The organism is Streptococcus mitis (assembly GCF_946188615.1).
Classification (GTDB): domain Bacteria; phylum Bacillota; class Bacilli; order Lactobacillales; family Streptococcaceae; genus Streptococcus; species Streptococcus mitis_BZ.
In genome coordinates, this window is sequence record NZ_CAMHVK010000001.1 from 294,656 (window position 1) to 315,080 (window position 20,425).

Consider the following 20,425-nt stretch of genomic DNA (forward strand, 5'->3'; position numbering starts at 1 on the left):
TAATGTCATCCCGTGAGGTGACGAAGACGCAGAAATATTTGAAACTCTTTAAAGTCTGGATTTTAAAGAAGTCTTACTCTGAGGGCCTATTGCTGTAAAATAATGGGCTCTTTTTTGATGCCCAAAAGTGAGGTTTATATGAAACAAGAATCAACTGTTGATTTGTTACTAGACGTTGACCAACGTCCTTCAGCCGGAAAAGGAATTCTCCTTAGTTTCCAACACGTTTTTGCCATGTTCGGTGCGACCATCTTGGTACCCTTGATTTTGGGAATGCCTGTATCTGTTGCCCTTTTTGCTTCAGGTGTTGGAACACTTATCTACATGATTTCAACTGGTTTTAGAGTTCCAGTTTATCTAGGATCATCATTCGCCTTTATCACAGCAATGTCACTGGCTATGAAAGAAATGGGTGGTGATGTATCTGCTGCTCAAACAGGGGTTATCTTGACTGGTTTAGTCTATGTCCTTGTGGCTGCAAGTGTTCGTTTTGCGGGTACAAAATGGATTGATAAACTCTTGCCACCAATCATCATTGGACCTATGATCATCGTTATCGGTCTTGGACTTGCAGGTTCAGCTGTTACCAATGCTGGTCTTGTAGCTGATGGAAATTGGAAAAATGCTCTTGTAGCAGTTGTTACTTTCTTGATTGCTGCCTTTATCAATACAAAAGGAAAAGGCTTCCTACGAATCATTCCATTCCTCTTTGCCATTATCGGTGGTTACCTCTTCGCACTAACTCTTGGTTTGGTTGACTTTACACCAGTTCTTAAAGCTAACTGGTTTGAAATTCCTGGTTTCTACTTGCCATTTAGCACAGGTGGTGCCTTTAAAGAATACAATCTTTACTTTGGCCCAGAAACCATCGCTATCTTGCCAATCGCTATCGTAACAATTTCTGAACATATCGGAGACCACACTGTTTTGGGTCAAATCTGTGGCCGTCAATTCTTGAAAGAACCAGGTCTTCACCGTACTCTTCTTGGTGACGGTATCGCAACTTCTGTTTCTGCCTTCCTTGGTGGACCAGCCAATACAACTTACGGAGAAAATACAGGGGTTATCGGTATGACTCGTATCGCTTCTGTCTCAGTTATCCGTAACGCTGCCTTCATCGCAATTGCCCTTAGCTTCCTTGGTAAATTCACAGCCTTGATTTCAACTATTCCAAATGCTGTACTTGGTGGTATGTCAATCCTTCTCTATGGAGTTATCGCCAGCAACGGTTTGAAAGTCTTGATTAAAGAACGTGTTGATTTCGCTCAAATGCGTAACCTCATCATCGCAAGTGCTATGTTGGTTCTTGGACTTGGAGGAGCTATCCTTAAACTCGGTCCAGTTACACTTTCAGGTACTGCTCTATCAGCCATGACAGGAATCATCTTGAACTTAATCTTGCCATACGAAAATAAAGACTAAAAGTCTAAACACATCAAAAAACGAGCATTTCCAATTACGGAAGTGCTCATTTTTCTTCTTTCTAAAAAAGGAAAGCCCTGCGGCCTTCCCTTGTCTTACTTGCGTTTTTTCTTCGCTTTCTTCATTTTGTTAGCCATGCGTTTCATGGACTGTTTCATAGCAAATTCACCGATTTTACCTTTGAGTCCGCCACCAAACATCTGACTCATATCTGGCATTCCTGCTCCTCCGAGAGCTGACAGGTCAGGCATACCTCCTTGTCCCATCATTCCTTCAAGGGCAGACATATCCATTCCTCCCATATTTGGCATATTTTTAGGAAGGTTGTTTGGATTGATTCCCATTTGCTTCATCATCTTGTTCATATCTCCAGACATAACACCCTGCATGAGTTGTTTAGCCTGGTTAAAGTCTTTAATGAATTTATTAACTTCGACAAAGGTATTTCCAGAACCAGCTGCGATACGACGGCGACGGCTTGGATTTAACAAATCTGGGTTTTCACGTTCTTCAGGTGTCATGGAGGACACAATGGCACGTTTTCGCGCAATCTGACGCTCATCCACCTTCATGTTTTGAAGGGCTGGATTGTTAGCCATACCTGGAATCATCTTGAGCAAGTCTTCCATTGGTCCCATGTTTTGCACCTGATCCAACTGATCAATGAAATCATTGAAATCAAAGGTGTTTTCACGCATCTTCTCAGCCATTTCAAGGGCTTTTTGCTCATCGTATTCCTGAGAAGCTTTCTCAATCAGAGTGAGCATATCCCCCATGCCAAGGATACGGCTAGACATGCGGTCTGGGTGGAAGGTCTCAATGTCCGTAATCTTTTCACCTGTACCAGTGAACTTGATTGGTTTTCCGGTAATGTGACGAACAGATAGAGCCGCACCACCACGAGTATCTCCATCAATCTTGGTAAGGATAACCCCAGTCACTTCCAACTGAGCATTAAACTCACGCGCAACATTGGCCGCTTCTTGACCAATCATAGCATCAACCACGAGGAGAATTTCGTTTGGTTGAGCCAATGCTTTTACGTCACGAAGTTCATTCATCAAAAGCTCATCAATCTGCAAACGACCTGCCGTATCAATCAAAACATAGTCGTTATGATTGGCTTGGGCTTGTTCCAAACCTTGACGAACAATCTCAACAGCTGGAACCTCTGTCCCAAGAGCGAAAACCGGCACATCAATCTGTTGTCCCAAGGTCTTAAGCTGGTCAATGGCTGCTGGACGATAGATATCCGCCGCAATCATCAAAGGACGAGCATTTTCTTCCTTCTTGAGTTTGTTGGCCAATTTACCGGCAAAGGTTGTTTTACCAGCCCCCTGCAAACCGACCATCATGATGATGGTTGGAATCTTAGGTGACTTGATAATTTCTGCCGTATCAGAACCTAAAACGGTTGTCAGTTCCTCATCAACGATTTTAATAATTTGTTGCGCAGGATTAAGGGTATCAATAACCTCATGCCCGACTGCACGCTCACGAACTTTCTTGATAAAGTCCTTTACAACAGGCAAGGCAACGTCGGCCTCAAGCAAGGCCAAGCGAATTTCTTTGGTTGCCTCTTGGACATCAGATTCAGAGATTTTTCCTTTTTTACGTAAATTTTTAAAGACGTTCTGCAAACGTTCTGTTAAACTTTCAAATGCCATTTTTCTTCCTCTTATTCTCTATTATCAATGCTTGTTAAAATTTCTATCTGCTCCTGCAGAAAGTCATCCTTGGGATAACGCTCCAATATCTGGTCAAAAATCTGACTGCGGACAATGTAGTCCGAGTACATGTGCAATTTCATCTCATAATCTTCCAGAATCTTTTCTGTTCGCTTGATATTGTCATAGACAGCCTGACGACTGACACCAAATTCCTCGGCAATCTCAGCAAGGCTGTAATCATCAGCGTAGTAGAGCTCGATATAATTCATTTGCTTATCTGTCAAAAGCGCCGCATAAAATTCAAAGAGCGCATTCATACGATTGGTTTTTTCGATTTCCATAACTTTTATTATACCAAAAATTAGCCTAATCTACCACACTAGGGAGCCAATCCAAGAAGATAGCTAGTTAAATTTGAAAAAGACATGAGCCTAGCCCCAAGTAATTTCCAATTGATAGCTGGCAAAGGGATGTCCCTCTTGATTTTGTAGTTGATAATCTAGTTCAATCTTTTGCCCATCAACTTGATAATGGCTCGTTTGGATGATAAACTCCTGCATGCCCATAGGTGTGGGAATATAGGCTAAACTATCACTATCCTTTAAAAAGCGCATAATGGTCTTGGGATTAGAAAATCGGCTCATCACCAGTTCTTGACCATGAAATTTAATAACCACTTTTTCCTTTTCCTCATTATAGAAAAGCAGGTAGCTATAATCTCCTTTTTCATGCACTTCCACGTCATAAAGTTGGTCAATCACTTCCAACTGCTCATCAAACTGAATCGTATTTCGCATCCGAATCTTCACATCAAGTCCTCTTTCTTGTCTCTTGTCCTACTATTTTACCAAAAAGAGCAGGATTTTGCTATAATGGTCATATGAACGAAAAAGTATTCCGTGACCCAGTTCACAACTACATCCATGTCAATAATCAAATCATCTATGACTTGATTAATACAAAAGAATTTCAACGCTTGCGCCGGATCAAGCAACTGGGAACGTCCAGTTATACCTTCCACGGCGGAGAACACAGCCGCTTCTCTCACTGTCTAGGAGTCTATGAAATTGCACGACGTATCACGGAGATTTTTGAAGAAAAATATCCTGAAGAATGGAATCCTGCCGAGTCTCTCTTGACCATGACCGCCGCTCTTCTACATGACCTTGGACATGGAGCCTACTCCCATACTTTTGAACATCTCTTTGATACAGATCATGAGGCGATTACTCAGGAAATCATCCAAAGTCCTGAGACAGAGATTCACCAAGTTCTGCTACAAGTAGCACCTGATTTTCCAGAAAAGGTGGCTAGTATCATCGACCATACCTATCCTAACAAGCAGGTCGTGCAACTCATTTCTAGTCAGATTGATGCAGACCGTATGGACTATCTCTTGCGCGACTCCTATTTTACAGGAGCATCCTATGGAGAATTTGACCTGACTCGCATCCTCCGAGTCATTCGTCCTGTCGCAAATGGTATCGCCTTTCAGCGCAATGGCATGCACGCCATCGAAGACTACGTCCTCAGTCGCTACCAGATGTATATGCAGGTCTATTTCCACCCAGCAACACGGGCCATGGAAGTTCTCCTTCAGAATCTTCTCAAACGGGCTAAGGAACTTTATCCAGAAGACAAGGACTTCTTTGCCCGAACTTCCCCACATCTCCTGCCTTTCTTTGAAAAAAATGTGACCTTGTCTGACTATCTAGCTCTGGATGATGGTGTGATGAATACCTATTTCCAACTCTGGATGACCAGTCCTGACAAGATTCTCGCAGATTTGTCGCAACGCTTTGTCAACCGCAAGGTCTTTAAATCCATTACCTTTTCACAAGAAGATCAAGACCAGCTCGCTAGCATGAGAAAATTGGTTGAAGACATTGGCTTTGATCCCGACTACTATACTGCCATTCATAAGAACTTTGACCTCCCTTATGATATCTATCGTCCCGAATCTGAAAATCCACGGACACAGATTGAGATTTTACAAAAAAATGGAGAACTGGCCGAACTCTCTAGCCTGTCTCCTATCGTCCAATCCCTTGCTGGCAGTCGCCACGGAGATAATCGTTTCTATTTTCCAAAAGAAATGTTGGACCAAAACAGTATCTTCGCAAGCATTACCCAGCAATTTTTACACTTGATTGAGAACGATCATTTTACCCCAAATAAAAACTAGAAGAGGAAATTTATGAGTATTAAACTAATCGCCGTCGATATCGACGGAACCCTAGTCAATAGCCAAAAGGAGATTACTCCTGAAGTCTTTTCTGCCATCCAAGATGCAAAAGAAGCTGGTGTCAAAGTCGTCATTGCAACTGGCCGCCCTATTGCAGGTGTTGCCAAACTTCTGGACGACTTGCAGTTGAGAGACGAGGGTGACTATGTGGTGACCTTCAACGGTGCCCTTGTCCAAGAAACCGCTACAGGACATGAGATTATCAGTGAATCCTTGACTTATGAGGATTATCTAGATATGGAATTCCTCAGTCGTAAGCTTGGTGTTCACATGCACGCCATTACCAAGGATGGAATCTACACTGCAAATCGCAATATCGGAAAATATACAGTGCACGAATCAACCCTCGTCAGCATGCCTATTTTCTACCGCACCCCTGAAGAAATGCCTGACAAGGAAATTGTCAAATGTATGTTCATCGATGAACCAGAGATTCTTGATGCTGCGATTGAAAAAATTCCAGCCGAATTTTATGAGCGCTACTCCATCAACAAATCTGCTCCTTTCTACCTCGAACTCCTTAAAAAGAATGTGGACAAAGGTTCAGCCATCACTCACTTAGCTGAAAAACTCGGATTGACCAAAGATGAAACCATGGCTATCGGTGACGAAGAAAATGACCGTGCCATGCTGGAAGTCGTTGGTAACCCCGTTGTCATGGAAAATGGAAATCCAGAAATCAAAAAAATCGCCAAATACATCACCAAAACAAATGACGAATCTGGCGTTGCCCATGCCATCCGTACATGGGTACTGTAAAAGGGTATGAATAGACGAAAACCGCTCAGCTGAGCGGTTTTTTCCAAATCAAGAATTTTCTATACCATCATTTTTTTAAATGATCAAGGCAGGTAACTCACTATGAAATAAGCTAAATTACCAATCACTTGATGATCCACCAGCATCAAAACCACCACCTGACCAATCACTTGATGATCCACCAGCATCAAAACCACCACCTGACCAATCATCACTCGACCAAGGCGATGAGGAATCACTACTACTCTCATTATGATACTCATCTGAATTTTTAATATGGTAAGCTGTTAATGCTTTTTGTGACCAAGAACCATCATTTATAAAATCTTTATCATCAGGGTATAATTTATCCTTACCATAATAGAATTTATTAGATCTCCGTTTCCTACCCGAAACCCTACCTTCTGTAAGAAAAAGTACCACAAAAGAAATCATAAAAATTACACCGAAATGATCAAGAATTTCTACTACTAGTTCCCATATAGCTTTAGGGACTTCATAAAAATAATTTCTCTCTACTACAGGTGCATCAGCTAAGTCATAATCTTGATTGGATATGTTTTGGATTATATCAATCACAGCTCCATCATAGTCTTTGGCTCGCATCTTATCACGAGAGGCATCTAAGATTTCCCTAGCTTTTGTATCAGTCAATATAGTAGCTAGGTTATTAGAAGTCTCAATACGAAACTTTCCATCTTTTATAGCAATCAATAATAATGCACCCTTATTTGAATCCGAATAGCCAATTTTCCAAGATCTGGCAATCGTATTGGCTGACTTTTCTAAAGATTCACCATTTAAACTCTCAACAATATAAATACCAATTTGAGTATCCGATTTACCATTTAATTCTATTAGTTTATCTGAAACAACCTCTGATAAATAATGGTTTGGATCATAAATACCATTAGAAGGCCTATCTGGTATCACTAGATCTGCGTGAGTTGGTCCAATGAAAAATAACAGGATTGTAAAAAAAGACATTAAGATTAAAACTATTTTTTTCATCATAAAAGTCGGACCTTCTTTCTTTTAAAAATTTGCAATTTCAATAAGAATGAGAATAAATGATATTCTTTTTAAAATAGAATACTTCGATAAAGTCATCTTTCTATCAATCTATTGTATATGGTAGTTTCATTATAAGTTATTTATCTCACTTAATCAACGTAAAATATAGGAAAATTTGTTCTAAGTTTTTATTAAAACTATTATCTCTTAGTAATGAATACTAGCTTCGAACCTGACCATTAAATCAAGCTTTCTCCATTGTTTTCATACTGGAATGAAGATAGATGCAATTGGCACTATGGCAAGTAATAACTGTGCTAGAAGGTTATTAAGACCACGGGTAAAGAGATTAATTCCATACATTAAGAACCATAAGAACAAACTAACATTCAAAAAGTTCTGCTTGAAGCACCTCACCAATCCTTAGCGATTGGTTGCTTTTTATTGTAAAACTAACTGATTTCATAATAAACTGCTTTCTTACTATCTTAACTATATAGGGAGATTTTTTCTAGTTCGAATTAGAGAAAACTTTTCTGCCTCGATTGGTAAAGAACAGTAATACAAATGTCCATACCTACTTTCAACTAAATTCTCCTCCTTCCATAGTCCATTTCTATTTAAAAATTCTATATCGTCGGAAACAATCGTTACCCATGAATTTGGTTTATCTAAATTATCATCACTTCGTTGAAAAATATCCCATTTTTGTTCATTAAACCAAATATAATCTATAATTTTATATTTTTTTTCAACCTGTTTCTCTGTCAAATATTTTCTATATTGTTTCAACTCTGAATCAAATAATTTATAACCATTATTCTCTGATAAAGGATCATAGGAAATCAAATAATATCCTGTACTATCACAATCAAAGTATTGATGTTCAATTCCATCAACCACTATGTATAATTTATCCATCATCCCTCCACGTAATACATTTTACCATAGTTACAACTACAAACTATCAGGGCTTACGTCACTCATTTCCTGACTCCGTCTGTTCTATATTTTGTTCATTCTCCCGTTTCTCATTGAAATCTTTAAATGTTTTATCAATGACCCTCTTAACTCCATTCCAGAAATATGGTAAGGGTAATTTTGACTCTCCTTACTTGAAGTTTGACTTGGTGTACTTTCTTCAGTTGAAGAGGTCTCGTTCAAATCTGATGTTGTCGTAGTAGATGTAGGTTCAGAATTTGAACTTTTCTTTGACTTAGGAATGTAGTTACTATCAATTTTAGGTATATTTTTAATTTCCTCAATAGTAGGAATTTTAGGATTTTCTTTAACAGGTCTATACAACATCGAAAATGTGAAGAATAAGGCTAACACCGATGCGATAAACGGAAATATCTTTTTATCTGATTCATCTGAGGGAACCTTAACTACACTGGTACTAAGTGCCTTCCATTCAGGGTGTACTTCTTCGATGGCTTTTTTCTCTTGCCAAAGCGGAACGAGAAAGAATTGGTTGAAAGGTACAACTGTAGCCATAGCTGTCGCTCCTAATGGAATAAACCTATTGGAATTTACAATAAGCACGATACTTAGTATAGATAATAATACGAATAGAACTATTACTAATACTAGTCGCATTTTATATTCTTTTTTAATCTGGAGATATCTTTCTTTGGATAGCTTTTCTTGATCTTGATTGGGATGATTTGAGTCTTCCGATATGTTTTCCTTATCTGAAAAAATGTCATCATCAGGTAATTCTACTTTCAAACTCATATCCGAATTCTGCAATACCTTCTGAACCGCTGCAAGAAAGGCTAGTCCATTATCAGATGGAGAATATTGGAAGGTAATATGGATGACTTTTTTGTCAAACTTATCACCGTATCGTTCTACATACTGCTTACTTTCGAGGAAGTGAATATAATTATTAATTTTTTCTTGCAGAATTTCAAGATGGACTGCTTCTATCTCTTCCTCCCAGCCAACTGGATCCACCAGAAGAAGCTCTAAATGACTATCAACTATACCAATTGCATTAAGTTCGCTAGGTTCCAGTTCTGAAACAATGGCCTGAGTGACAATTTGTCTAAATTCCTCTGCTGTGAAAAGACAACGGCTATTTTCAGGATTTTTCAAAATAAAGGAAGGATGATCTTCGATGAAAAGCTTATCGGATTCATCTTGTGTATACTGTTTTTTAGATTTCCAAAAACCATAATCTGCATAATTCATCAACTCTTTACCAGTATGTTCTCCAGACATATAACTATCTGCAGCTTCTTTAGGGATTTCTTGAACTACTTCTGGCATGGTAATATTAAAAGTTGGATAACGCAAGAAATACTTATCACCATCTTGACAGATTTCCAACATATCTTTTTGACTAGTATAAATCGACTTCATTTTTAATAGCTATTAGCTCTTTGTGTGTTTTTAAATATTTTTTTCCATACCATTCCTCTACAGTCCTACCTTCCCACTGACGATATTCTTCTGGGTATTTCCATTTGTAAAATGCTTGTAAATAACTAGGAAATTCGATGTAAATTAGCATAGCAATCACAGCAATATTTAGGATAATCCATGTTATCAAAAGACCTAATCCTTCCAATAAAGTTGAAAATTTTATGGAAAAACTTTTTATAATAAAGTTTATAATTACTCCAATTCCCAAAAAACTCATTCCATAAATCGCTATCTTATTGGCAATTTTGTTGCGAAGAGAAGAGCCACTTCCATTACCATACATCAGTTTTTTAAGACTTTCAATTTCAAGGCTAAACATAAAATAGGCTAATATAGTAATAAAAACAAAAATAGCAGCAACCATCCAAATAGATAAAGTTGGTAATGACATATCAATCGCTAACAGATTAAATTCAAGACTAAGCCAAATTAGAAATGTGATGACATGAAAATGATTACGATAAGGCAGTATAAAAGCTTTTCTAAAAACTTTACCAATCAATATGATAAATACCCAAATTAAGAAACAGACTAGATATACCTCAGCTGTTAGTAATGGATGTTGATAGATAGGCAATCTTAAATCTTTAGGATCAGAGTTGTGCAAGGATAGCGAGAAAACAAGAATCATAAAGTTTATAATGACAGGACCGATAAGAGTGAAAACAATATTCTGAATATGAAGAACTAGTTTAGACTTTCCTTCCCTATAATATGTTTCTAATTTAGAGAAAACATTTCCTTTCTGATACTGTAAAAAAACCATCATCTTCTAGATTAAGACTTTCTTCAAAACTTGCGCTAAAAATAGATCTTTTCTTCATGATTTTCACCCAAATCCTATTTTAATAACTCCTTGTGTTTTTTTAAATATTTCATTCCATACCACTCTTCTAAAGATTTTCCCTCCCACTCGCGGTATTCTTCGGGATATTTCCATTTATAGTAAGCATAAAGGAAATAAGGAAACTCCATAAAAATAAGCATTGCAATTAAACCAATGTTTAACAAAATCCAACATATGAAGAGACCTAAAAGAGTTACGGAATGTGAAAAATTAATAGAGAATGCTTTGAAAATATAATTAACAATCACAGCTAATCCCAATAGACCTGCTCCATAAATAGCAAGGTCTTTAGCAATTTTATCGAGTAAGGTAGGTGACTTAACTTCTCCATACATTAGATTTTTCAAATCTTTAAGTTCTATCCTTAACATCCAATAAATTAAGGCTAAAAGAATACAACCAATAGCAAAAATCCCTAAAATTGTTAGAAATGGTAATGCTAAACCAATAGCAGCGAGGTCGAACTCTATAACAAACCAAATCAAAAACGTTATGACATGAAAATGAGTCCTATATGGAAGAATAAAAAATGGTTTGAAAAATTTACCAATTAGAACTAAGAGAAGCCATATAAATAACCCGATTACATAAACATGAGCCGTTAAAAAATTATGATTAGAAATTGGAAAGACTAAATCTTTTGGGTCACTAGTATAAAGCATTGTTGAAAAAACCAATAATAAGAAATTGAAGCCAATCGGGAAAATAAGTGTCAATATACCATATAAAACAGCGTTTTTAAAATAGTCAAATACATTCCTTGGAGGTTTGGACATTTTTTTATCTTGTTCCTTCAATTGATACTGTAAAAACCCATCATCTAATAAATTTAAACTCTCTTCAAAACTTGCTTTAAATAAGGAATTTCTTTTCATATTTTATCACCTGAATTTAATTATTTTTACATTCTTTTTAGGACTACCTCATACTCACGTTCTTCTCCAGGTACAAAGGCAAGGTTTATGGTTGTTAGAAAAATGAACTTTCTTTACCTTTTTTGATTCTTCTTTACCATAGGCAAAAAGATCTAGTTGGTACGTGCATTTCTTATCAAACTCTCCATTACCTTCTTTCGCTTGTGCAAATTATTGGCTAAACACAAATAGAGAATAAACAAAAGCATCGAGTGGAAAAATAATGGCAAAAAACTAGGATATGACAGATAGACTATTACAAATACTAGCAGACTGATAAGACTACAACGTATAAAGAATAATACGATAGCCGCATTTTTCTTCGATACTTCTAAGAACTCTAAATACTCAAAATCTGTAAATAGAGCCGGATACAAATCCAAATCTTTCTTAAAATAGACATCTAGCAATTTTCCGATAAATAAGGAAAGACAAGAGAATAAAATCAAATAAAGATACTTGTGAGCAGGTATACTAAAGATTGTCAATCCATTCAGAAAACTTATAAATGGAAGAACGAGCAACACCAGTGAAAATATAACGTACTGTTGACTCTTAGAAATTTTTTCTGGAATTGAAAAATACAATTTCTTTGTCTTTAAGTCATAATAGACTAATTTGTTCTTAAATTCTACTAGATGAACTAGTCCTTTATAATGTTTTCTATTTTCTGTCATTTCCTTTGTTCAGTTCTTTCTCCAACTGTTTTAAGACAACTAAAATATCGCTTTTATAATCCATGGTCTCATCTACAAATCTTCTTGCTAGACTAAAAAAGCTGACTTCATCCGTCGTTTCTCCTCGTCCTATACATTCAGTCAGCTTGTAAATATCCTGAATGATCCCAGGATATCGTTTCTGGCTCGGATATTCCAAGTTAATCAACTCTTGTAATTGCTTAATATATTGCGTGTATTGGTTCTTCATAATTGAATTCCTTATTAACTTTAATCACTTCGTTTAATTTTTACTATTATTTGATCTAACATCAACTATCTCATATTCCCGTTCTTCTCCAGGTACAAAGGCAACGTTTATGCTTGCAAGAAAAATGAACATTGTTAAAATCATCATCAAAAGCATAGCAACATTTTTTATATAAATAAAAGCTAAGGCAAATATAAGAGCTAAAGCAAAAAAACATAGGCGTAAAAGAAGCATTTTTACGTAAAATCGCAATGAATTTATTGGTTTTATTTTATAATAATTAGATTGCTCCAACGATCTATTGAGTAATTTTTCCAAAGTCTTTTTCTTTTTAGAATATAAGAGTTGAAGCAAACTAAAAGACAATAATAGACCAATAACTACTATAATCAAGCTAGTTACTATCGAAAAATTCACATAAAAGTTGGCAAATAAATCAATATGATTCATACGAGCCCAGGCATTCACAAAAACTGCCAATCCTGCGGCTAATGACGTTGGAAGGATAAATTTACTCGCCTTAGAGTTTTTTTCTTCGATTTTAAAAAGTTCTTCATCTGAAATAGTATAAACCTTATGATAAAAATACCAGTTTAAAGGCAAACAGAAATATCCGAGAAAATGTTTAGGAGACCTATCTAATAGATACTGCTTCCCCTGATAATAAAATAATTGGTATCGAAGATTCCCTTTATAATATAATTTTATTTTTTGCATTCTAATCCTTACTAATTTAAGAAATCATAAGTTTTTCCCAAGCTTCGAGGAGTTTCTCGATATAATCTACATCTTATTTTAGTATTTTATCATTTATTTTATATAAGTGATGACTTTCAGTTCCAAAGGCAACATTAGAAGCCGATAAATATAGAAAGATGATTGCATTAGCCATTAAACCAAAAAGTAAGTTACCTGAGTAAAAATAATACAAGGACATAAAAAATGCTAGTCCAGCAATAACTACTATAAAGCCTAGCAATTGTTTTAAGTCGATTCTTACTGGCCTGATTTTATAGTATTGTAAATGCCTAAGTTCGCGCCCTAGCACAGAAACCATCCTTCTTTTCCGAGAATAGTGAAATAATTCAACCAGAACATATGTTAAAAGAAAAGTCATTAAAAAGAGTGCCACTTTCGTAAAAGTTGAAAGATTCGTTTCAAAATATTTAGTGATATCAATCTTGTTAACCCGTAACCAATTATATAAAAAGATACTCAGCCCAGCACCGAGAGAAGCTAAAACAGTGAGTTTTGTAGCACGTCCATTTTTTTCTTTTATCTTACAGTACTCATCAGATGTAATGGGATACACATGTTGAAAGAAAAGCCAATTTATAGGTGGGAAAAGATATCCTATCAAATGACATGGTCTTCTATCAAGTAGATAGTATTGATGATTCAATTCAAATACTAAATAATGAAAATTTCCATAAGTAAAACGAATTTTTTCCATCAGTTCTCCTTAGTCACAAACGAATCACTTCTACTTATTCCCTCTGAACTATACCCTAACAAGGTAGCCTCATATTCATCTCCTAATCCATTTGCATCATTCAGTTGAATCATCCATTCCTTAATAGTTTTTAATTTTACGATTGATACATAGAAGGTTTGAAATATTCTGTTTGGCAGGCAAAATAGATTGTATTCATTGTCACTTGCATCTATATAATAAATCTTGTTTAATTTTGTAGAAAAATTTATTTTACCTTTAGTTCTAGAATCAACCGAATAAAAGTCATCCAGTTGTTCTCTAGTTAAGTATTCTTTCAATATTTCAATATCTTCTATATCATTTATTAAAGTCATCAGTGGAAATTCAAAATCTGTAACTCCTCTTTTAACAAATATAGCAAAATATAGTTGTGCTAACTCCTTGTTACTAATTTTACAATATTCTAAAATAACCCCTCTTTCATTTACTAAAATGAAAAATTCGTCTTCTTTTTTTTCTAGAATATAAATAATATCCACATTATCATATGCCTGCAACTTGTTATTTATTGAAACAATTTCGACATTGCTGATAAACCTTTTCAAACTTACAATATATTCATTATCAAACATTATCATTTCCTCGAAACAGATTCCATTTTTTTCTTCTATTAGATTGAAACCACAGTATCACAACATTACTTTTCAATAGAATTTAAAAAGTTATCAATGGCTTGGCCTTCTAAACTTTTTACTTTAACTCCCTGATCTTTAAAGATTCCTAAAGGTGTTTCGACTATTTTTAAGACTTCAATGTCTTTTCGGCTAATCTCTTTTGCCCATTCTAATTTGTTTATCTGCTTGAATCCCAACTCATCCTTTATTTGATTTTGATTGGCGCTTGGTATTATTTCAAACCAATCTTTCTCAATATTCTTTCGAATCATCCCACTACTAACAAAAAAGGAATGCCCCTTATATTGAATTTCATAATGAATACTGTATAGATAGTCTAGCTCCTCCATCTTGACGTTTTTTGTAAATACATTATCAGATATCCTCCCCCAAGGACTTATATAATTTTGAAAATCTTTAAATTTAACACGACTATATAAAATTACTTCATGCTTGTTCTCATATTCTGCTTCAAATTTGTTTTGTTTATAAATTTCGTACATTTACATTCCTCATTCCAATACAATCAATTCTTACCAAATCTCCCATCAGTTATCTAGTCTTTAAATAAACTGTCAATTCTCTCTAGCATTAAAGAGAATTGCTCATTTCTCCTTTTCATGTATGCAGCGTCCGAATCAAAAACATAAAAATCCGATAAACCATCTCTTGGGAAAAACATACTTTTGTACATTTTTTGTAGTTGGTTCATCGTTTCAGCTGGTATCTGGGATTTTCCTATACTTTGTAGGATAAACTGCATTTCCTCAAGGATACCAATGAAATTATTAACATTATTTTTTTCCTTGTAATTTGATAGAAACTCTATTAATTCAGATAACGAATCTGTCAGTTCTTCTTTTAAATTGGTCATCATGCTATTCTCCATAACATTCTTTACTTATTAATAGAAATCTAGTTCACATACGACATCTAAATTTGACTATCTCATAAACTTTCTCAATAGCTTCTTCTTCATTTTTAAAGGAAGCAATTTTAATTAAACTCTGACGCTCTGACACTTCATACACCAGAAATTTATTTGATTTCGAATCCAGAAAATACCCTATTGCGAACTGCTCTAATGCTTTTTTGTTTAGATAGACTGTATGATATTTAAGCTTACTTCGATTACACTCTAAAAAAGTAAGTAACTCTTCTTTTGTCATTGTAGTTTCTCCGTTAGTTTTATGACTTTTTAAGTAAAGAGAATTTTGAGGTTGCTTCCTTCCTTCTTCTCTCTCCATACTTAGGATCAATTATACTAAATAAGCGAATTTGTTCTTCTTGAAAAAGGGTATCATAACGGTCAAAATCTCCATTAGCATTAGCCCATGCATTTTTTGATGCAATTTTAGTAACATATGATTGCAAAAGATAATAAAGAATATCTTCCTTATTATCAAATTTTTTCTCAGAATTTATTTTGCCACGTTCGACACCAACAATGTAGTAATAATCGCCCTCTAAATAAATAGTACGCCCTTCCGGTAAGAATAGAGATGGTTTTTCTTCTGTAAATAAATCCGACTGATTAAGATTTGTTTCCCCTATTTTTAATAGTAACTCTATTAATTCTTGCTTTAACTGCATTATTTTTACCTCATTCCATTATTCATAAATAATAATTATTTGCTAAACAAGAATAGAATACTGGTCTCACCTGATTTTGTATCAATATATGATATTATTTCCGCAAAAGAGGTATTAAATTTACTAGAGTATGTACTCTTTTCGGAAAATCTACCATATTGTTTTTCTAACCACTTATCCTGTATTCCTTTTATATCTTGTAGTTTATATTCAAACATATTCGAATAATTTATCGGAGCATTTGATTGATAAATACATAACTTTAAAGATTCAAGAATGTTATTTTTAAAATTAAAATCTGCCCAAAATTCTAATCCTTCAATCTTAACGGGGGATTTTAACTTAAATAAATTAGAACTTTCATCTTGTTGAAGATAACCTTTAAAATTATTATTAAATATTTCTTTTGTTAATTGTTTGTTGATAACTGTATTATTTATAATCATTAGAATTCCTAACTATATCCTATTTTTACCTGTTTAAAAAAAGTTTTGACAATCTAGTCACATTATACCACAAAAAGAGAGCGTCTTTCGCCCTCTTTATCACTCCGGTAATTCTACCTTCAAACTCATATCTGTGGGTTGTAACACTTTCTGAACCTCAGCAAGAAAGGCCAATCCATTATCAGATGGGGAGTACTGGAATGTGATATGGATGACTTTTTTGTCAAAGCTATCGCCATATCGCTCCACATACTGCTTGCTTTCGAGGAAGTGAATGTAATTGTTGATTTTTTCTTGCAGAATTTTAAGATGGACTGCTTCTATCTCTTCCTGCCAGCCGACTGGATCCACCAGAAGAAGCTCTAAATGATTATCAACTATACCAATAGCGTCAAGTTCGCTAGGTTTCAATTTTGAAACGATGGCTTGGGTGGCAATTTGAGTAAATTCTCCAGGAGAAAATATTTTTTTGTTATCAGGTAAATCATTAAAAATTAAATCAGGATTATTTCGTATAAAAATTTTGTCTGACTCTTCCTGTGTATATTGCTTTTTTGATTTCCAAAAACCATATTGCGCATAATTCATCAACTCTTTACCAGTATGTTCTCCCGATATATAGCTATTGGCAGCTTCTTTGGGAATTTCTTGAACCACTTCTGGCATGGTAATATTAAAAGTTGGATAACGTAAAAAATACTTATCCCCCTCTTGACAGATTTCCAACATGTTTTTTTGACTTAAATAAATAGTTTCCATTCTCATCTCCTTTGTCTTTTACCAAATGTCTACTGATTTATTCTTTCTTCAAAATCATTTATCTTCTCTTTCGTACTAACTAAACTTTAGCTAGTTCTCAATAACCTAGAAAGCTAAACACATCTTTTACAAGATTCACATATCCTGCCTCAAATTAAATCTTTTCCCTTCCTTGTACCATAGTGGCGAAGGATAGGGGTGCGAAAAACCAAATTCATTAGCCAACTGTTCCGCATGAACTGTTTGACTAAGAAACTTAAAGAACTCATCCTTTGCTTCCTTCATCGTATCAAACTCCCATGTTTTTCCCACAATATATGAGCGTTCATCCCTACTGTTAATTTGAAATTTGCCATTTTTAAAAAACAAATGTGTTGCCCAAGGTTGACTGCTATCTTCATCAAACAAGACATAAGACAAGCTTTCAAAACCTCTTTCTTTAATCTCCTTTTCCACTATATTTTTCAAAGATTCGATATCGATATCTTGTTTATCCCATAGTGGAGAGGAATATTCAGGAACTTCTCCATTTTCAACGGAAGTTTTATTTTGAAAAACTGTTAACTTTAGATTATGGATAAATCTCTCTTTTGCTTCTTCAAATGTCTTAAACTTAAAAATACTTCCTGTACTCGCTCGATCCATTGTTGAGTAAACTTCATACAATTTCAATTCTGGATTATAATCTATCCTAGTTTCCCACTCAGAAAGTCTGTGTTCATTAAAAATAGAATATCTTAAAGACTCATATCCTAAATCTTGAATGGCTAATAAAAGTTCAGAACGTTCTTTGGCTTCGTCTCTCATCTTCTAGTTATCCTCTTTTTCATCCCATAATGGTGATGTATATTCTACTGGCAATCCTAATTGTATATTCAGTTTATTAGTTTCTATAACGAGTTCTAATTTTTCAAAAAAATCTTTCTTTGCACTTCCAAAATTATCGTACTCTTTACTATGTCCAACTATATATGATCGATCATCTCGACCATCAACATAAAATTTTCCATTTTTCTGATAAAGATGAAATGCCCAAGGAAGCTGTTTTGTTTCGTCAAATAGAACATAATGTAAGCTCTCATAATGACGTTTTTCAATTTCTTGTTCAACTATGCATTTCATGTTCTCAATGTCAGCTTCGATTTTGTCCCATAACGGGGAGGAGTATTCAGGAACTTCCCCATTTTCTACAAAAAGTTTATTTATTTCTACAGTAAGATCTAGTTTTTCTATAAATTTATTTTTGGCATCCTCAAAATTATCAAATTCTAATTTTTTATTATAACTTGCTCGATCCATGGTAGCGTAAACATTGTACACTTGCTTAGAATCGTCAAATTCGATTACCACTTCCCATTCACCAGGACCATATTCGTTAAAAATAGAATACCTCAAACTCTCGTAACCTAAATCTTGAATGGTTGATAACAGTTCTAAACGTTCTTGGGCTTCGTCTCTCATCTTCTAGACATCTCCTTTTTCATCCCACAAACTACAAGAATAGTAGGGTGAATCTCCATTCTGTACAAAATATCTGTTCATTTCGATAAAAGACTCCATTAAATTAAGAAAAGATAGCTTTGCCTCTTCAAAATTGTCAAACTCCCTTGTTTTCCCCATTATATAGGTCCGGTCGTCCCGACTATTTACCATAAACTTCCCATCTCGATAGTATAGATGTATAGCCCAAAGTTGACTACTATGCTCATTAAATAGAGCATAATAAAGATTTTCAAAGCCTTTTTCTCTGATTTCTTTTTCTACATCTTGTTTTAACAAATCTAAATTCAAATTATTATTCATATTATTGTCCCAATTAACAGTTTATCTATAGAGTGTTACAAGAACCATCACTATTTCTCAATAATGGAAAACCGTTCATTCTTTTGATATTTTTGATTGAATCTTTCCAGCTGGTTCATTAGTTTTATTTTCACAAGACCGTTTGGGAAAGTGATGCTGTCGTTCAATTCCTCTTGATAATCCTTAATTCCTTTAGCAATTGCTTGGGCAACTGTCGACGTATGGATTGTAAAGCTCGCTATATTTTTTTCTTGCATAAAAAGGATTGCATCAAAAAACAAAACTGAAATATACAAATCAACTGCAGAACGCTGCGATAGCTCTATAAGACTGCCTTCTAATAAATCTTGAATCTTGTCAATATCATTTTGCTTGTAGAAATACTCAGTTAGTACTTGGCAAATATCTGTCGGAAAAACATCTGGTACAGAGGTCGGAGGCTCTATACAATATCTTTTTTCACCTCGCAAAATCCCAGCAACATCGCCTGCTTGGATAGCTTCTAACAAGAGTTTTCTGTAATTTTTCATTTGATAATCTTTCATATCTCCAATTCCGAAAAGACTTAGTTCGTTCTCTGCAAAATTTACCATTTTGATTTTATTAAGCTTAGTTTTCTTTTCTTAATCGCTACACGCTAGAATTTCAGCACCTTCGGGTAATATTTCTTCCAGTTCGGCCTTTGTGAATAAGGCTTGCGCTTTAGGATTTCCTCTTAAAGCTTCTGGATATTGCCTCAGGAAATTTCTATCAGCTTCTTCTTGTGTCACGTTCGGTGGCCAAGAATCGTTCTGAATCTTCCAAGATACTTCACGTAGCGTTCTTTCCCCACTATCTAATAAGGCAAACAGTTCATTTGGTAATTCATAGACTACTAACCAAGAAGCCACAGTTCCCTCTTCTGAAACTAAATAATACTTGTTATCATTTCTCCAGATGGATTTCCCATATCCTTCAACTTCTTCAAACTGGATAACATCTTCCCATTCTAGATTTGTTGGTTTCATTTTATACCTTCCTTACTTAAGTGGTGATACATAATCATCTGGAAGTTTGCCTCTCCAGTCAATCCATTTCTGTTCAGCAAGCGGAATTAATCTTTCAAGCTCTTCCTGAGTAAATAATTCCCAACTCTTAGGATTAGCTATTAAAGGAGTTAATCCTTTTAATATAAATTGTTTCTCACTAGCTTTCTTTTCTTCTTCCGTCGGTGGCCAACGATCGGTTTTAATCTTCCAAGATATTTCGAGTAGCGATCTCTTCCCACTTTCCAGTAAGGCAAATAATTCATTTGGTAATTCATAAACCGCTAACCAAGAAGCCACGGTTCCTTCTTCTAAAACTAAATAATACTTGTCCTCATTTTTCCAGATTGACTTCCCGTATCCTTCAATTTCTTCAAACTGGATAACATCTTCCCATTGTAGTTTTGTTGGTTTCATTTGTTTTCTCCTAGTGTAAATTCTTCTCTCAACCAAAATAGCGTA

At 35.0% G+C, this 20,425-nt stretch carries 25 protein-coding genes and 3 pseudogenes; 3 read left to right on the top strand and 25 right to left on the bottom strand.

Annotated features, from left to right (window positions below; genetic code table 11):
• The first annotated feature begins 138 nt into the window (after positions 1-138).
• A complete protein-coding gene (locus OCF95_RS01315) occupies positions 139-1,422 on the top strand; it encodes a uracil-xanthine permease family protein (RefSeq protein ID WP_261044720.1) in 1,284 nt (427 codons plus the stop codon).
• A gap of 95 nt (positions 1,423-1,517) precedes the next feature.
• Here the strand turns inward: OCF95_RS01315 and ffh are convergent, their stop codons facing one another.
• The 3 genes from ffh to OCF95_RS01330 form a co-directional block, all read right to left on the bottom strand.
• Complete coding sequence (gene ffh, locus OCF95_RS01320) at positions 1,518-3,089, bottom strand: signal recognition particle protein (protein ID WP_042751012.1); 1,572 nt, start codon at positions 3,087-3,089, stop codon at positions 1,518-1,520.
• 11 nt (positions 3,090-3,100) lie between these two features.
• A complete protein-coding gene (locus OCF95_RS01325) occupies positions 3,101-3,433 on the bottom strand; it encodes a putative DNA-binding protein (protein ID WP_000402066.1) in 333 nt (110 codons plus the stop codon).
• 90 nt (positions 3,434-3,523) lie between these two features.
• Positions 3,524-3,901, bottom strand: a complete 378-nt coding sequence (locus OCF95_RS01330; RefSeq protein ID WP_004238036.1) for a YwiB family protein — start codon at positions 3,899-3,901, stop codon at positions 3,524-3,526.
• A 71-nt stretch (positions 3,902-3,972) separates the two neighbouring features.
• Here OCF95_RS01330 and OCF95_RS01335 point away from each other — a divergent pair, with 71 nt between their 5' ends.
• Both OCF95_RS01335 and yidA read left to right on the top strand, forming a co-directional pair.
• The gene (locus OCF95_RS01335; RefSeq protein WP_261079311.1) at positions 3,973-5,277 is read left to right on the top strand and encodes an HD domain-containing protein; all 1,305 of its coding nucleotides are present in this window, start codon (positions 3,973-3,975) and stop codon (positions 5,275-5,277) included.
• 12 nt (positions 5,278-5,289) lie between these two features.
• Positions 5,290-6,096, top strand: coding sequence for a sugar-phosphatase (gene yidA / locus OCF95_RS01340; protein ID WP_261079312.1), 807 nt, complete (start codon positions 5,290-5,292; stop codon positions 6,094-6,096).
• A 117-nt stretch (positions 6,097-6,213) separates the two neighbouring features.
• Here the strand turns inward: yidA and OCF95_RS01345 are convergent, their stop codons facing one another.
• The 22 genes and pseudogenes from OCF95_RS01345 to OCF95_RS01450 all read right to left on the bottom strand — a co-directional run bounded on the left by OCF95_RS01345 (position 6,214) and on the right by OCF95_RS01450 (position 20,380).
• Positions 6,214-7,110 (bottom strand): TPM domain-containing protein, encoded by an 897-nt coding sequence (locus tag OCF95_RS01345; RefSeq protein WP_261104693.1) that lies wholly within the window; start codon positions 7,108-7,110, stop codon positions 6,214-6,216.
• A gap of 385 nt (positions 7,111-7,495) precedes the next feature.
• A pseudogene (locus OCF95_RS09855) lies at positions 7,496-7,576 on the bottom strand (DUF4299 family protein); the annotation flags it as partial.
• A 26-nt stretch (positions 7,577-7,602) separates the two neighbouring features.
• Positions 7,603-8,034, bottom strand: a complete 432-nt coding sequence (locus OCF95_RS01350; protein WP_078352042.1) for a hypothetical protein — start codon at positions 8,032-8,034, stop codon at positions 7,603-7,605.
• Positions 8,035-8,820: 786 nt separating this feature from the next.
• Positions 8,821-9,477, bottom strand: a pseudogene (locus OCF95_RS01355) (DUF6572 domain-containing protein); the annotation flags it as partial.
• Positions 9,458-10,364 (bottom strand): annotated as a pseudogene (locus tag OCF95_RS01360) (hypothetical protein). The pseudogenes OCF95_RS01360 and OCF95_RS01355, both read right to left, overlap by 20 nt.
• A 16-nt stretch (positions 10,365-10,380) precedes the next feature.
• On the bottom strand, positions 10,381-11,262 hold the full coding sequence (locus OCF95_RS01365; RefSeq protein WP_261104694.1) for a hypothetical protein: 882 nt from the start codon (positions 11,260-11,262) through the stop codon (positions 10,381-10,383).
• A gap of 702 nt (positions 11,263-11,964) precedes the next feature.
• Positions 11,965-12,228, bottom strand: coding sequence for a hypothetical protein (locus tag OCF95_RS01370; protein WP_261104695.1), 264 nt, complete (start codon positions 12,226-12,228; stop codon positions 11,965-11,967).
• Between the two features lie 33 nt (positions 12,229-12,261).
• Complete coding sequence (locus OCF95_RS01375; RefSeq protein ID WP_261104696.1) at positions 12,262-12,945, bottom strand: DUF443 family protein; 684 nt, start codon at positions 12,943-12,945, stop codon at positions 12,262-12,264.
• Between the two features lie 73 nt (positions 12,946-13,018).
• Complete coding sequence (locus tag OCF95_RS01380) at positions 13,019-13,681, bottom strand: DUF443 domain-containing protein (protein WP_261104697.1); 663 nt, start codon at positions 13,679-13,681, stop codon at positions 13,019-13,021.
• Positions 13,681-14,295 (bottom strand): hypothetical protein, encoded by a 615-nt coding sequence (locus tag OCF95_RS01385; RefSeq protein ID WP_261104698.1) that lies wholly within the window; start codon positions 14,293-14,295, stop codon positions 13,681-13,683. The genes OCF95_RS01380 and OCF95_RS01385 overlap by 1 nt, the downstream gene beginning before the upstream one ends.
• Positions 14,296-14,360: 65 nt before the next feature.
• Entirely contained in the window at positions 14,361-14,840 is a 480-nt protein-coding gene (locus OCF95_RS01390) for a hypothetical protein (RefSeq protein ID WP_261104699.1), read from the bottom strand.
• 53 nt (positions 14,841-14,893) lie between these two features.
• On the bottom strand, positions 14,894-15,214 hold the full coding sequence (locus tag OCF95_RS01395; RefSeq protein WP_261104700.1) for a hypothetical protein: 321 nt from the start codon (positions 15,212-15,214) through the stop codon (positions 14,894-14,896).
• Positions 15,215-15,257: 43 nt separating this feature from the next.
• Positions 15,258-15,506, bottom strand: coding sequence for a hypothetical protein (locus OCF95_RS01400; RefSeq protein WP_125851900.1), 249 nt, complete (start codon positions 15,504-15,506; stop codon positions 15,258-15,260).
• Positions 15,507-15,525: 19 nt separating this feature from the next.
• Entirely contained in the window at positions 15,526-15,930 is a 405-nt protein-coding gene (locus OCF95_RS01405; RefSeq protein ID WP_261104701.1) for an Imm63 family immunity protein, read from the bottom strand.
• A 35-nt stretch (positions 15,931-15,965) separates the two neighbouring features.
• On the bottom strand, positions 15,966-16,376 hold the full coding sequence (locus tag OCF95_RS01410) for a hypothetical protein (RefSeq protein WP_261026769.1): 411 nt from the start codon (positions 16,374-16,376) through the stop codon (positions 15,966-15,968).
• A gap of 99 nt (positions 16,377-16,475) precedes the next feature.
• On the bottom strand, positions 16,476-17,135 hold the full coding sequence (locus OCF95_RS01415) for a DUF6572 domain-containing protein (RefSeq protein WP_261104702.1): 660 nt from the start codon (positions 17,133-17,135) through the stop codon (positions 16,476-16,478).
• A 135-nt stretch (positions 17,136-17,270) separates the two neighbouring features.
• Positions 17,271-17,942 carry an Imm59 family immunity protein gene (locus tag OCF95_RS01420; RefSeq protein WP_261104703.1) on the bottom strand — a complete coding sequence of 224 codons (672 nt, stop codon included), beginning with the start codon at positions 17,940-17,942 and terminating at the stop codon, positions 17,271-17,273.
• Positions 17,943-17,945: 3 nt separating this feature from the next.
• The gene (locus OCF95_RS09860; protein ID WP_315899047.1) at positions 17,946-18,596 is read right to left on the bottom strand and encodes an Imm59 family immunity protein; all 651 of its coding nucleotides are present in this window, start codon (positions 18,594-18,596) and stop codon (positions 17,946-17,948) included.
• Positions 18,597-18,599: 3 nt separating this feature from the next.
• Positions 18,600-18,938: an Imm59 family immunity protein gene (locus OCF95_RS01435; protein WP_261104705.1), complete on the bottom strand. Its 339-nt coding sequence runs from the start codon at positions 18,936-18,938 to the stop codon at positions 18,600-18,602.
• A gap of 50 nt (positions 18,939-18,988) precedes the next feature.
• The gene (locus OCF95_RS01440) at positions 18,989-19,483 is read right to left on the bottom strand and encodes a hypothetical protein (RefSeq protein ID WP_239822232.1); all 495 of its coding nucleotides are present in this window, start codon (positions 19,481-19,483) and stop codon (positions 18,989-18,991) included.
• Between the two features lie 78 nt (positions 19,484-19,561).
• Positions 19,562-19,945: a hypothetical protein gene (locus OCF95_RS01445; protein WP_084928391.1), complete on the bottom strand. Its 384-nt coding sequence runs from the start codon at positions 19,943-19,945 to the stop codon at positions 19,562-19,564.
• 12 nt (positions 19,946-19,957) lie between these two features.
• Complete coding sequence (locus tag OCF95_RS01450; protein WP_261104706.1) at positions 19,958-20,380, bottom strand: hypothetical protein; 423 nt, start codon at positions 20,378-20,380, stop codon at positions 19,958-19,960.
• Positions 20,381-20,425: the final 45 nt, after the last annotated feature.

Coding starts and splice junctions, on each gene's coding strand:
- OCF95_RS01445 (WP_084928391.1), bottom strand. CDS start 19,945: ATGAAACCAACAAATCTAGAATGGGAAGATGTTATCCAGTTTGAAGAA.
- OCF95_RS01410 (WP_261026769.1), bottom strand. CDS start 16,376: ATGATTATAAATAATACAGTTATCAACAAACAATTAACAAAAGAAATA.
- OCF95_RS01375 (WP_261104696.1), bottom strand. CDS start 12,945: ATGCAAAAAATAAAATTATATTATAAAGGGAATCTTCGATACCAATTA.
- OCF95_RS01440 (WP_239822232.1), bottom strand. CDS start 19,483: ATGAAAGATTATCAAATGAAAAATTACAGAAAACTCTTGTTAGAAGCT.
- OCF95_RS01350 (WP_078352042.1), bottom strand. CDS start 8,034: ATGATGGATAAATTATACATAGTGGTTGATGGAATTGAACATCAATAC.
- OCF95_RS01435 (WP_261104705.1), bottom strand. CDS start 18,938: ATGAATAATAATTTGAATTTAGATTTGTTAAAACAAGATGTAGAAAAA.
- OCF95_RS01405 (WP_261104701.1), bottom strand. CDS start 15,930: ATGCAGTTAAAGCAAGAATTAATAGAGTTACTATTAAAAATAGGGGAA.
- OCF95_RS01380 (WP_261104697.1), bottom strand. CDS start 13,681: ATGGAAAAAATTCGTTTTACTTATGGAAATTTTCATTATTTAGTATTT.
- OCF95_RS01370 (WP_261104695.1), bottom strand. CDS start 12,228: ATGAAGAACCAATACACGCAATATATTAAGCAATTACAAGAGTTGATT.
- OCF95_RS01390 (WP_261104699.1), bottom strand. CDS start 14,840: ATGTACGAAATTTATAAACAAAACAAATTTGAAGCAGAATATGAGAAC.
- OCF95_RS01395 (WP_261104700.1), bottom strand. CDS start 15,214: ATGATGACCAATTTAAAAGAAGAACTGACAGATTCGTTATCTGAATTA.
- OCF95_RS09860 (WP_315899047.1), bottom strand. CDS start 18,596: ATGAGAGACGAAGCCCAAGAACGTTTAGAACTGTTATCAACCATTCAA.
- OCF95_RS01335 (WP_261079311.1), top strand. CDS start 3,973: ATGAACGAAAAAGTATTCCGTGACCCAGTTCACAACTACATCCATGTC.
- OCF95_RS01315 (WP_261044720.1), top strand. CDS start 139: ATGAAACAAGAATCAACTGTTGATTTGTTACTAGACGTTGACCAACGT.
- OCF95_RS01400 (WP_125851900.1), bottom strand. CDS start 15,506: ATGACAAAAGAAGAGTTACTTACTTTTTTAGAGTGTAATCGAAGTAAG.
- OCF95_RS01325 (WP_000402066.1), bottom strand. CDS start 3,433: ATGGAAATCGAAAAAACCAATCGTATGAATGCGCTCTTTGAATTTTAT.
- yidA (WP_261079312.1), top strand. CDS start 5,290: ATGAGTATTAAACTAATCGCCGTCGATATCGACGGAACCCTAGTCAAT.
- OCF95_RS01450 (WP_261104706.1), bottom strand. CDS start 20,380: ATGAAACCAACAAAACTACAATGGGAAGATGTTATCCAGTTTGAAGAA.
- OCF95_RS01385 (WP_261104698.1), bottom strand. CDS start 14,295: ATGTTTGATAATGAATATATTGTAAGTTTGAAAAGGTTTATCAGCAAT.
- OCF95_RS01345 (WP_261104693.1), bottom strand. CDS start 7,110: ATGATGAAAAAAATAGTTTTAATCTTAATGTCTTTTTTTACAATCCTG.
- ffh (WP_042751012.1), bottom strand. CDS start 3,089: ATGGCATTTGAAAGTTTAACAGAACGTTTGCAGAACGTCTTTAAAAAT.
- OCF95_RS01365 (WP_261104694.1), bottom strand. CDS start 11,262: ATGAAAAGAAATTCCTTATTTAAAGCAAGTTTTGAAGAGAGTTTAAAT.
- OCF95_RS01415 (WP_261104702.1), bottom strand. CDS start 17,135: ATGGAAACTATTTATTTAAGTCAAAAAAACATGTTGGAAATCTGTCAA.
- OCF95_RS01420 (WP_261104703.1), bottom strand. CDS start 17,942: ATGAGAGACGAAGCCAAAGAACGTTCTGAACTTTTATTAGCCATTCAA.